At 57.5% G+C, this 11982-nt stretch carries 13 protein-coding genes; all 13 read left to right on the top strand.

The window, feature by feature from the left end; translation table 11 throughout:
- Nucleotides 1-34 precede the first annotated feature (34 nt).
- The 13 genes from flgC to SELSP_RS08565 all read left to right on the top strand — a co-directional run bounded on the left by flgC (nt 35) and on the right by SELSP_RS08565 (nt 11895).
- On the top strand, nt 35-478 hold the full coding sequence (gene flgC / locus SELSP_RS08625; RefSeq protein WP_006191289.1) for a flagellar basal body rod protein FlgC: 444 nt from the start codon (nt 35-37) through the stop codon (nt 476-478).
- Nucleotides 479-537: 59 nt separating this feature from the next.
- Nucleotides 538-837, top strand: coding sequence for a flagellar hook-basal body complex protein FliE (gene fliE / locus SELSP_RS08620; protein WP_006191290.1), 300 nt, complete (start codon nt 538-540; stop codon nt 835-837).
- 73 nt (nt 838-910) lie between these two features.
- Entirely contained in the window at nt 911-2500 is a 1590-nt protein-coding gene (gene fliF / locus SELSP_RS08615) for a flagellar basal-body MS-ring/collar protein FliF (RefSeq protein WP_006191291.1), read from the top strand.
- A 1-nt stretch (nt 2501) separates the two neighbouring features.
- Nucleotides 2502-3518 carry a flagellar motor switch protein FliG gene (gene fliG / locus SELSP_RS08610; protein ID WP_013740937.1) on the top strand — a complete coding sequence of 339 codons (1017 nt, stop codon included), beginning with the start codon at nt 2502-2504 and terminating at the stop codon, nt 3516-3518.
- On the top strand, nt 3511-4302 hold the full coding sequence (locus SELSP_RS08605; RefSeq protein WP_006191295.1) for a FliH/SctL family protein: 792 nt from the start codon (nt 3511-3513) through the stop codon (nt 4300-4302). The genes fliG and SELSP_RS08605 overlap by 8 nt, the downstream gene beginning before the upstream one ends.
- Nucleotides 4299-5726 carry a flagellar protein export ATPase FliI gene (gene fliI / locus SELSP_RS08600; RefSeq protein WP_006191297.1) on the top strand — a complete coding sequence of 476 codons (1428 nt, stop codon included), beginning with the start codon at nt 4299-4301 and terminating at the stop codon, nt 5724-5726. Before SELSP_RS08605 ends, fliI begins: the two co-directional genes overlap by 4 nt.
- A gap of 15 nt (nt 5727-5741) precedes the next feature.
- Nucleotides 5742-6194: a flagellar export protein FliJ gene (gene fliJ, locus SELSP_RS08595; protein WP_006191298.1), complete on the top strand. Its 453-nt coding sequence runs from the start codon at nt 5742-5744 to the stop codon at nt 6192-6194.
- Between the two features lie 19 nt (nt 6195-6213).
- Nucleotides 6214-6834, top strand: coding sequence for a lytic transglycosylase domain-containing protein (locus SELSP_RS08590; protein ID WP_013740936.1), 621 nt, complete (start codon nt 6214-6216; stop codon nt 6832-6834).
- A 76-nt stretch (nt 6835-6910) separates the two neighbouring features.
- Nucleotides 6911-7543 (top strand): MotE family protein, encoded by a 633-nt coding sequence (locus tag SELSP_RS08585; protein WP_006191301.1) that lies wholly within the window; start codon nt 6911-6913, stop codon nt 7541-7543.
- Nucleotides 7544-7606: 63 nt separating this feature from the next.
- On the top strand, nt 7607-9334 hold the full coding sequence (locus SELSP_RS08580) for a flagellar hook-length control protein FliK (RefSeq protein ID WP_006191304.1): 1728 nt from the start codon (nt 7607-7609) through the stop codon (nt 9332-9334).
- Between the two features lie 32 nt (nt 9335-9366).
- Nucleotides 9367-9903, top strand: a complete 537-nt coding sequence (locus tag SELSP_RS08575; RefSeq protein WP_006191306.1) for a flagellar hook capping FlgD N-terminal domain-containing protein — start codon at nt 9367-9369, stop codon at nt 9901-9903.
- A gap of 15 nt (nt 9904-9918) precedes the next feature.
- Entirely contained in the window at nt 9919-10293 is a 375-nt protein-coding gene (locus SELSP_RS08570) for a TIGR02530 family flagellar biosynthesis protein (RefSeq protein WP_006191308.1), read from the top strand.
- Nucleotides 10294-10404: 111 nt separating this feature from the next.
- The gene (locus SELSP_RS08565; RefSeq protein ID WP_006191309.1) at nt 10405-11895 is read left to right on the top strand and encodes a flagellar hook protein FlgE; all 1491 of its coding nucleotides are present in this window, start codon (nt 10405-10407) and stop codon (nt 11893-11895) included.
- The last annotated feature ends 87 nt before the right edge of the window (nt 11896-11982 follow it).

The following is an 11982-nucleotide window of genomic DNA, read 5'->3' as shown; positions in this document are numbered from 1 at the left end:
TTCGGATGATGCAAGGAGCAAGGAGAGTAGAAAAATGAGCATGTTTGGAGGAATCGATGCTTCCGCTTCCGGACTCACGGCGGAGCGTCTGCGCATGGACGTGATTTCAAACAATATCGCGAATGCGAATACGACGCGTTCGGTTGAGGGTGGTCCGTATCACAGGCGCTACGTTGTTTTTCAGCCGCGCGAGAGGGGCAAGGAGGACTTCGCTTCCACTTTGCGTCAGAAACTCGACAATCAGGCGGGCAACGGCGTGCGTGCCATGAAGATTGAAGAAGATCGGTCACAGGGGCCGCTGGTTTACGATCCCGGCCATCCCGATGCGAATGCGGATGGCTATGTCGAGCGCCCGAATATCAATATTGTGCAGGAGATGGTGGACATGATCACGGCTTCACGCGCTTACGAGGCGAATGTGACGGCGATCAATGCCGCCAAGGGCATGGCGCAGAATGCGCTCAATATCGGCAAGTAAAGAAAAGGCTGCACGGCGCGTGCGGTCAGTCAGCAGTTACGGATTGAGGTGGAAAGAACATGCAGGTGGAAGCGCTGCAAATGACGCCGGTGCAGATGACCGGCCAAAGTCATCTGGGGGAAACCGAGCAGAGGGAAGTGAAGCCTTTTCATGAGTTTCTTACGGATTCCCTTGGCGAGGTCAACGGGTTGATCAAGGAATCCGAACGACTCAATATGGAGCTTGCGGCAGGACGCATTACGGATGTGTCCGAGGTCGTCATCGCGAGTGAGAAGGCGGGCATTGCCACGCAGCTCACGATGCAGGTGCGGAACCGTGCGGTCGAGGCCTATCAGGAAATCATGCGCATGCAGGTCTAAGCCTTGGGCGGGAACGATCAGCCAAAGCCGGGCAGGGCTTCGGCAAGCATATTGAGGCGAAGGGATTGAGGAAATGGCAGAGTGGAAAGAGCGCTATCTGGAGCTCTGGAATAATTACAGCAAGCGGCAGCGATATATGATCATCGGCGCCGCGGCTCTCGTATTCATTGCCATTGTTGCCGGCAGCATCATCTACGGCGGCAAGCCGGACATGGTGCCCTTGTTCACGAATATGGAAGCGAAGGATGCCGGTGAAGTCGCGGCGAAGCTCAAAGAGAACAAGGTGAATTACGAGATACAGGAAGGCGGACAGGGTACGACGATCCTCGTTCCTGCGAAGAGCGTCGACAGTACGCGCCTTGATTTGGCTGCTGAGGGTCTGCCCAGAGGCAACAAGGGTTTCGAGCTTTTTGATGACAGCAAGCTCGGCGTAACGGAGTTCCAGAACAAGGTCAACTATCTGCAGGCGTTGCAGGGTGAGCTTACACGCACGATCGAGCAGATTGACGCGGTCGAGAAGGCGCGCGTGCACATCGTCCTGCCAGAGGACAGCCTTTACAAGAAGAATGAGAAGCCGGCGACGGCGTCCATTATGCTGAAGCTCAAGGCGAACATGCAGTTGTCCAAGAAAGAGGTCAAGGGCATTGTGAATCTCGCCGCGCACAGCGTGCAGGGATTGACGCCCGAAAACATCACGATCGTCGATGAGTCGGGCAAGATTTTGAACGACCCCGATGAGAACGGCGACGACGGCGTAGGCCAGAAGACGCTGACGCAGATGGAGATGACGAAGAAGGTTCAGGACAATCTGCAGAAGAACGTCCAGAGCCTGCTCGACGCATCGCTTGGCGAAGGAAAGTCGTTCGTGCGCATCAGCGTTGAGCTTGACTTCGACCAGAAGATGACGGATTCGCAGATCTATACGCCGGTCGTCGATGAGTCGGGCATCGTGCGCAGTCAGCAGACGACGAGCGAAAGCTATGCCGGCACGTCGACGCAGCCCGGCGGCCCTGCCGGCACGCAGTCCAATGTTCCGGGCTACGTCGAACAGAATAACAACTCACAGGCGCAGTATGAGCGCAAGGAAAATACGACGAATTACGAGGTCAACGAGGAGAAACGCAAGGTTGTCGCTTCGCCCGGCTCGATTCGCCGCCTGACTGTCGCCGTCCTCGTCAATGATGATGTGACGCAGGCGCAGCAGGAGAGCATTCTGCGCTCCGTGCGCTCCGCCGCGGGCATCAATCCCGATCGCGGCGATACGGTCTCCGTTGAGCCTCTGCCGTTCAGCACCGAGGCGCGCGACAAGAAGCTCGCCGATGAGCAAGCGGAGCGTGACCGGCTTGACCGCGAGTTCTACCTGCAGCTCGCTGCTTTCCTTCTCGTCATTGCGCTGATTGTCGGCAGCATCCTCATGTATCGCCGCAAGAAGCGTCTGGAGCAGGAAGCTATCGAAGAACAGCGTCGCCAGGAAGAGCTCGAGAGACAGCGTCTGGCCGAGGAACGCGCCGCGCAGATTGAAGCGGGCGAGGTCACGGAGGAAGAGCTTACGGAAGAAGAGCAGCGCCAGCTGACCGAGATGCAGGCGATCGAAGAGATGATCATGCATACGCCGGAAGATGCGGCTATGCTGGTCAAGCAGTGGCTTGCGGGGGATGATTGATATGGCGGAACAGAAGAATCCGCCCCTGACGGGGCGACAGAAGGCAGCAGTTCTCTTCATCGCGCTCGGCGCCGAGAGCTCAGCGCTTCTCTTCCAACATATGAATGAGGAAGAGATCGAGTCCGTAACGCTTCAGATCGCAAATCAGAAGAAGATACCGGCCGACCAGAAAAAAGCGGTCATCAGTGAGTTCTACCAGATGCTCATGGCAAAGAGCTACTTGTCGGCCGGTGGCCTTGAGTATGCACAGAATATCTTGGAGAAGGCTCTTGGCGCGGAGAAGGCGAAGCTTATCCTTAATCGTCTGACGGCAAGTCTGCAGGCACGTCCTTTCGACTTCCTGCATAAGACTGATCCGAGCCAGCTCATGAATTTCATCCAGAACGAGCATCCGCAGACGATCGCTCTGATCATGGCTTACCTCGATCCCGATCAGGCGGCGATTCTCATGGGATCGTTGCCGCCCGACAAGCAGGCGGAGGTCACGAAGCGCATCGCGACGATGGATCGCACGTCGCCGGACATCATACGAGAGGTGGAGAAGGTCTTGGAGCGCAAATTGTCCTCGCTCGTCACACAGGACTTCACTTCGGCGGGCGGCGTAAAGGCTGTCGTCGAGATCTTGAACCGCGTCGACCGCACGACGGAAAAGACGATTACGGAAACGCTCGAAGTCGACAACCCCGAGCTTACGGAAGAGATCAAGCGTCTCATGTTCGTTTTCGAGGACATCGTCATGCTCGACGACCGCTCCCTGCAGATGGTGCTCCGAGAGGTCGATACGAAGGATTTGTCGCTCGCCCTCAAGGCTACGCCGAAGGAAGTTGCCGACAAGCTCTACAAGAACATGTCGAAGCGTGCAGCAGACATGCTGCGTGAAGAGATCGAGTTCATGGGGCCGGTTAAGATCCGCGACGTCGAAGAGGCGCAGCAGAAGGTCGTCAACGTCATCCGCAGCTTGGAAGACAAGGGCGAGATCGTCGTTGCACGCGGAAAGGGTGACGAGATGATTGTCTAGGATAATCAGAACTGCACTGTGGCAGGAAGAAGCCTGCGTCGTCGAGCCGCCGCCTCCGCCGCCGAAGCCCAAGGTGCTTCCCAAGGAGCTTGAGGGCGTCACGGAGGAATCGCTTGCCGAGCGGCTGGAATATGTAAAAGAAAAGGAAAGCAAGGCTGAAAATCTGCTGGAAGAGACGCGCGAGAAATGTGCGATCATGGTGCAGGACGCCGAGTATGCGAGTGAGCGCAGCGAGGCGGATGCACGCAGTCTTGCCGAGGAAATCAAGGAAGAGGCGCGTGAAGCAGGCAGAGAGGCGGGCTTCCAAGAGGGGCACAAGGATGGTATGAAGAAAGCCGCTGAGGACTGCGAAGGCATTCTCGCGGCGGCGAACGACAAGGCGGGTGCCTTGATGAGCGCGGCGCTTGAAGCTCGTAAGACCTATCTGCAGATGGCAGAGGAGGATATCACGAGCATAGCGATGCACGTCATCGAGCAGATCCTGCCGCAGCATTTCATCGATGCGCCGCAAATCGTCCTGCCCCTCGTGCGCAAAGCCCTGATGAAGGTGCGCGATCAGGCGGAAGTCATCATCTACGTTGCGCCCGACGCCTACGAGTTCGTTCTCATGGCGCAGTCGGAGTTCCAGCACATGCTCGAAGGACAGGCGGTGCTTCTCGTCAAATCGGATGCGGGGCTTCAGCCGGGAGACTGCGTGCTTGAAACGCCGAACGGCAATGTCGACGCGCGTCTTGCGACGCAGATTGAATTGGTGAAGAAAGCGATACGGGAAGTGTGTCTATGAATGACTTGCAGGAAGCCTGCGCGGCTTCTGAATGGGAAACTTCATCATGGGAGGACGAGGCGCAGCCCGATGTCTTTGACGACGGCGGCGACGCCGTCCTGACGGGCGATGGACATCTGCGCATCAACGTGCAGAAGTTTCTCGATGCCGCCGATGCCTGCGAGTCGATCAAGATGAGCGGCAAGATCGTGCAGGTCATCGGACTCGTCATTGAGTCTGCAGGGCCAAACGTGAGCATGGGCGAGCTTTGCTATGTGAAGTCGCGCTTCCCGCATGTCGAGCCGATACCGGCAGAAGTCGTGGGCTTTCGCGACGGTCATGTGCTCTTGATGCCCATTGGCGAGATGCAGGGAATCGGCCCTGGCTGTGAGGTCGTTTCGGCGCAGAAGACGCTGCAGGTGCAAGTCGGTCCGGAGCTTCTGGGGCGTGTCCTCGACGGTCTCGGCGAGCCAATCGACGGCAAGGGGCCGCTCCTCTGCAAGCACGAGTATCCGCTGCAGGCCGATCCGCCGTCGCCGCTCGAACGGCCGCGCATACGGGATTCGCTCTACGTCGGCGTGCGTGCCATCGACGGGCTTATCACCCTCGGCGATGGGCAGCGCATCGGCATCATGGCGGGTTCGGGCGTGGGAAAATCGACGCTCCTTTCCATGATTGCGCGCAACACGGAAGCCGACATCAGCGTCATCGCACTCGTCGGCGAGCGTGGGCGCGAGGTCAAGGAATTCATTGAGCGCGACCTCGGCGAGGAGGGCTTGAAGCGCTCCGTCGTCGTTGTCGCTACGTCGGACAAGCCGGCGCTCGTGCGCATCAAGGGCGCGATGACGGCGACTGCCATCGCCGAGTACTTCCGCGACCAGGGGAAGCGTGTCGTGCTCATGATGGATTCCGTCACGCGCTTTGCGATGGCGCAGCGCGAGGTCGGCCTGACGATCGGCGAGCCGCCCGCAACGCGCGGCTATACGCCGTCCGTCTTCGCGCTGCTGCCGCGCCTTTTGGAGCGTGCAGGGACGAGCCGCAAGGGATCGATCACGGGCATCTACACGGTGCTTGTCGATGGCGACGACATGAACGAGCCGATCGCCGACGCCGTGCGAAGCATCCTCGATGGTCACATCGTCCTGTCGCGCGCCATTGCCGCACAGAACCACTTCCCTGCCATCGACGTGCTCGCGAGCGTCTCGCGCGTCATGAACGAGGTCGTCGATGAGGCACACCTCAAGGCATCGCAGAACTTGCGCGCTTTGATGGCGGTCTATAAGGAAGCCGAGGATCTCATTCACATCGGCGCCTATGTCAAGGGATCGAGTCAGAAGATCGATACGGCGGTCGCGAAGATCGACGCGATCAATGATTTCCTGCGCCAGGGCGTATTCGAGCAGAGTTCCTATGAAGAAACGGAAAAGACGCTGGAGTCGATATGATGAGGAGTGCGCCCGATGAAGAGGTTTCGCTTCAAACTGGAAACTCTGCTGAAGGTCACACGCTCGAAGAAGGAAGAGGCGGAGGTGCGGTTCGCTGAGGCATCGAGAAAGCTTGAAGCGGACAAGGAGAAGCTCGGCGAGCTTCTGGCTGAAATGCAGCAGGGCAGAAAAGATTATGACCGACTGACGGATGGGCATACGATCTCCCTCGGACGTCTTCTGACGTTTAACAGCTTCTTTGAATGGAAGAGGGGGCAGATTGAAAGCCAGCAGGAGCAGATTCTCCGAAGCCGCGCGGAGCGTCAGAAGAGGCTCAAGGTGCTCCTGCAGCTCATGAACAAGCTCAAGAGCATCGAGCAGCTCAAGGCGAAGCGACTTCAACAATATAAGGACGAGGCGCTTTTAGAAGAGCAGAAACTTTTGGATGAGATTGGCTTGCAGCTCTACATGCGGGGCATAAACATGTAAGATAAGGAGAATGGACGCGATGGAACTCTCGGGCGTTGAGGCAATACAGGCGAGAATATCGGAAATTCAGAGGAGGTTCGGCATTGAAGGCCCTGTGCCCGGCACGGCGGTCGGCTTTCAACGAGCCTTGAATGCTGAACTCAAGAAGAATGATGCTGCAGCGCCGCAGCAGATCGTAGGAACGGCGAAGGCGTCGACGGCAGCGAAGGCGGATACAGATGCCGCGCGGACGACGTCGGCAGGGGCAGCTGTGGATCTTTCCGGTGCATCAAATGAGACGACACGATTCATTCGGGAAGCAGCTGCGAAGTACGGCCTTGACTCACGTCTTGTCGCCGCTGTTGCAGAAGCGGAGTCGAGCGGCAATCAGAGCGAGGTTTCGGATGCCGGCGCTGTCGGTGTCATGCAGCTGATGCCCGATACGGCGGCAGCGCTCGGCGTCAATCCCTACGACGAGAAACAGAACATCGAGGGTGGGGCGCATTACCTCAAGCAGATGCTCGACACGTTCGGCGGCGATATGAAGAAGGCGATTGCTGCCTACAATGCAGGACCTCAGGCGGTCAAGGACTATGATGGAGTGCCGCCCTACGCAGAGACGCAGAATTATGTGAACAAGGTTCTCGACCTGTACCAATAACGAGACGCGGGGAATGAAGAAAGGGGCTTTTCTCTGAAAAAGTCCCGCGCAGTCCCGAAAGGAGCCGAAGCCCGATATGAAGAAGATAGTCAAGATCGCACTCGCTGCAATATTGCTGCTCGTGCTTGTTGTGGGAGGGTTCCTGCTCGGCGTGTACCTGCAGATTTTTGATGTGGGTACGATGAATGAAAAGATGAAATTATACGATATGCCTATCATCGGGGAATTTTTCGTAAAGCCGGCGCCCGAGACGGAAGAAGCGCCGAAGGAAGAGGCGTCGGGCAAGCCGAAAGAAGAGATGACGGACAGCAAGCTGAATCCCGACAAAGACAAGGATAAGGATAAGGGACAGTCGAAACCCAAGGTGCTGACGAAAGAAGAGATCGAGAAACAGATGAAGGAGCGCGAGGCGCAGGAAAAGAAGCGTGTCTCGAAGCTTGCGCGCGTTTACAACGAGATGAAGCCGCAGCAGGCGGCCGAGGTCATGAAGGATCTCGACGACGATCTCTCCGTCGCCATTCTGCAGAAGATGGATGAATCGCAGGCGGCGAAGACGCTCGCTGCGATGGATGCCGATCAGTCGGCCCGCTTGACGAAGCTCATGTATACGGGCGTGCCGAAGAAGGTCATCTCGCCGCTTGACCGTCAAGGACAGAATCCGCAGAATGCAGCGAATGAAGGTCAGCCGACGGATGAAGCGGCACAGTGAAGACGGAAAGCAGCAGGCTCTGCCTGATGCTATAGAACCTTATTTTGAAAGGAGGTGACAAAGATGAACAATGTACAGACAAACATTATGAGTGCCGCACCTGCGCCGAGCACGACGATGAAGGCGAATGCCGCTGAATCCGTGCGCCCGGCAGGCCGGGCGGGGGCAACCGCTGATCGCGGGGCGAAGAATCCGTCCTTCGACCGAGCGCTTGCGAAACTCAAGACTCTGAAGCAGAATCTTGCTGAGACGACGGAGACTCTGGGAAAGGATTCTCTAGCTGCTTCTCTAGCCGCTTCGCAGCAGATGAAACGGACGGAGGCCGGAGATTCGATGGCAAAAGCGGTGGAAATCGCAGAGCCCGTTGAATCTGGATCGTTGGCGAGAGCTGTTGCTGACACAGGTATGCCATTGGAAGCTCCTGCTTTGATGACACTGCCTGCCGCTGAGGAGGAACAGCAAGAGTCTTCCTTTGAGATGGCTTCCGCAGATGATGTGCAGGATACGGCGAAACTTCCTTTGCAGGAAGAGATGCCGGCGACTGAAAGCAAGCCGATGCCCGCGCACAATGAGAGCGACAGTGCTGCAAAGGCGCAGATGCTGAACAAGACGGCAGATATGAGCTGCCTTGCCTCGTTGCTTCCGCGCCGTGAACAGTCGGAGCAAGGGTTGCTCCAAGCACTCTCCGGCAGGATTTTGCCGCCGATGCTGCAAGCCGAGACGACTGCAACGTCGGAGCAGGTGGATCGGGCGATGGAGATGCTTCAGTTGACGGTGGACGACGGCTTTTCAGGAGCGGTCAAAGCCGCACAACAGGCAGACATGAACTCGACCGTGCACACGGAAGATGATGCGGTTTTGCCTGACTCACTCTTGCGTGCTCTGGCGCAGCAACCGGCAATTTCCGCTGTGGCGGGAACGACACAAGAAGCGCGACAAGCGGCGGTGTCGTTGCCGTTGGATGAAGCGGGGAATTCGATTCCCGCTGCGCCGCTTGATGCAGGGATTGTGTCCTCCACTTCTGCCGACACGGCGGAAGGCCAAGATTCTCCGCAGGAGAATTTTGCGGAACTCTTTGGTGAGCAACAGATGCCGCAGGATAAAAAAGCGGAAGGAAGCAATGCTGTCGTCCCATCTGCGACGACGCAAGTGCTCGAGGGAGCAGCAAAGCCAAAGTCGAATGACGCTATGCGGCTTTTTACAGAAGCTGCGCAAACTCCGCAAGGGAGTCAGGAGACGAGTCATGCTTCTCAGATGAATCCTGCCGTATCGTTCCAGACGACACTGCAGGAGGCTGCCGAAGCGCAGCCGACAGCACCCGCAGCCCCGCAGAAAGATTACGAGGTGGCCAAGCAGATCGTCGAACAGGCAAGGCTTCTGCGCATGCCCGATGAAACGCAGATGGTCATCCGTCTGAAGCCCGAGCACCTTGGCGAACTGACGCTCAAGGTTTCCGTCGCCGCAAGCGGCGCGGTCAATGCAGCGTTCCATACGGACAATGCTTCCGTGCGTGCCATCATCGAAACCTCGATGATTCAGCTCAAGCACGAACTGCAGGCGCAGGGACTGAAGGTGGACAACGTTGGCGTCTACGCAGGTCTTGGTGACCATTCCATGATGAATGGACAACAGGACGCGGATGCGCATTATGCACAGCACGGCGGCCAGGGCAGCAGCCAGGGGCGCGACGCCCAGCAGGCGCTTGCATCCTTTGAAGAGGAGCAGCAGGCTCTCACGGCAGGTGTGCAGCAGGGCGTGCTCGCACAGGACGGCGTGGACTATCGCATCTGATGATTTCAAGACAATGAAGAAAGGAGAAAGGTATGAACGGAACGAATCTCAATACCGTCACGGTCGACGGTGTGAAGTACGATCGTGCCAAGTATGAAGCGTCTCAGACGAAGACGGCAAGGAAGAACGACTCGCTCGGCAAGGACGCCTTCCTGCAGCTTCTCGTGACGCAGCTCCGGCATCAGGATCCTCTGAGCCCGGACGACAATACGCAGTACATCGCCCAGCTCGCGCAGTTCTCGTCGCTTGAGCAGATGACACAGATGGTCAAGGGCTTCGAGAATGTATCGAAACTCGTGTCGAACATCGACAGCTCCGTGCTCGTCGGCTCTTTGAGCAATATGATCGGCAAGAACATCCAGTGGACGCACGTGACGAAGACGAAGGATGCGGAGGGCAATCCCAAGACAAAATCGGAAACCTTTGCAGGAAACGTCCGCGGCGTCAAGGTTTCGAACGGCAAGCCGATGGTCGTCGCTCAGGATGCGAAGGGCAAACTGCATGAGGTCGAGGTTTCGGAGATCGATGCGATCGCCGATCCGCCGAAGCCGAAAACATCGGGAACGTAATGTACGGAGGCGAATATGGCTGACGCGAGAATCTACCTTTCGTCCCAGCCGCTCCTGCCGCAGATGCCTGCCGCAAAGCAGCCGGCATCGCAGAAGAATGCCCCGTCCTTTGCAGCGGAGCTCGAAAGAGCCAACTCCGAGGTCAGCTTTTCGGCTCATGCCGCAGAACGCATGAGAGCGCGTGGTATCGACCTCAGCGACGAAGAACTTTCAAAACTCGATGATGCCGTCAATAAGATGGCTTCGAAGGGTGCAAAGGAATCCCTGATCTATATGAACGACGTCGCGCTCGTCGTGAGTATCAGGAACAGGACGGTCATCACTGCCATGGACGGCATGAGCGCCAAGGATAATATTTTCACGAACATTGACAGTGCAGCAATCCTTTGAGCCGGTCCTTCGGGAGGCTCTGGCTCGCCGACTGACAGACGCGAGCCGAGGGAGGATGTGGGCAAGCTGCCCACCCTCCCCGCTGCACCAAATAAAGGAGATTGATACATTATGATGCGTTCTCTTTTCTCCGGCGTATCGGGGCTTAAGAGCCACCAGACGCGCATGGACGTCATCGGCAACAACATCGCGAACGTCAACACGATCGGCTTCAAGTCGAGCCGCGTGACGTTTGCTGACACGCTTTATCAGACGCAGTCGGGGGCCGCCGCACCGACAGGAACCGTCGGCGGTACGAATCCCAAGCAGATCGGCCTCGGCGTCGGCGTTGCGAGTGTCGACCAGCTCTTTGGTGACGCCTCACCGCAGGCTACGGGCAAGAACACGGATCTGGCTCTTTCGGGCAACGGTCTCTTCGTCGTTTCGCGCGATGCGGGAGGCAAAGACAAGTACTATACGCGCGCGGGCAACTTCTCCTTCGATGCGAACTACAACTACGTCGTGCCGGGTTCGGGCTACCACGTCGTCGGCTGGAACGCTGACGAGAACGGCAGCATTGATACGAAGGGCACGCCGACAGGCATCCAGATCAAAGATGCGATGCGCAGCATGGGGGCGAAGGCGACGACGACGATCAGCTACAAGGGCAACATGAATTCGTCTGTGCCGACGATCACGTCGATTCGCAACCAGACGGGGGCCGTGGTCGCCAGCCCCGCCAAGGTGGATGGCGTGACGAATACATCGCTGACACTTACCCTTTCGGACGGCACGACGCAGACGGTCACAGCGAAGAGCAACTATGAGTATCGCACGAAATGCAGCATGCCGATCACGACGATCGCCAATGTCTACGACAGCCTTGGTAATCTGCACAAGGTGCCGTTCCTCTTCACGAAGGTACCGGGCAGCGGCACCCCGCCCTTGATGTATGATGAATGGGAAGTCTCCTTGAGTCCGGCGACGACATCCGGCGGCACACTTGATCCTGTTAATCAGTGCTCCATCAAGGAAGATGACGGCTCGTGGACGACGGTCAAGATGAACAAGAAGACGTTGAAGTTCGACCAGAACGGCAAATACGTCTCTGGTGCAGGAGACCCGGAACTGACGTTGCAGAACGGCGCGGGATCTATATCCGGTTCAGGAACGCCATCTGCTACAATGACGGCCACGGTCGACCTCAAGAGCCTCACGCAGTACAGCGGCAGCGATACGATCAAGGCAGACTACGACGGACATTCTGCAGGTACTTTGAAGGAGATCAACACCGATCAGAGCGGTATTCTCACGGGCACCTACACGAACGGTGAGAAGCGCGCACTGGCGCAGGTAGCCGTCGCGCAGTTCGACAATGCGCCAGGCCTCACGAAGGCAGGGGCGAATCTCTATACCGAGTCGAATAACTCGGGCACGGCGAATATCAAGACGGTCAGTGCTCTCGGTCTGACGCTCACGCCGTCGGCACTTGAAATGTCGAATGTCGACGTTGCGAATGAGTTCGCCGACATGGTCGTGACGCAGAGGGGCTTCCAGTCCAACTCGAAGGTCATCACGGTCGGCGATGAGATGCTCGAAACCGTCATCAACATGAAGCGTTGATGACGTTCTGAGCTGAGAAGCCGCGAAGTGTGGCGGCTTCCGGTTCTCCTAAGGACAGGGAGGGGAGGGAATTTTCCCTCCCACTGT

The organism is Selenomonas sputigena ATCC 35185, assembly GCF_000208405.1.
Lineage (GTDB): Bacteria > Bacillota > Negativicutes > Selenomonadales > Selenomonadaceae > Selenomonas > Selenomonas sputigena.
This window is presented reverse-complemented; position numbering and strand designations above follow the sequence as displayed.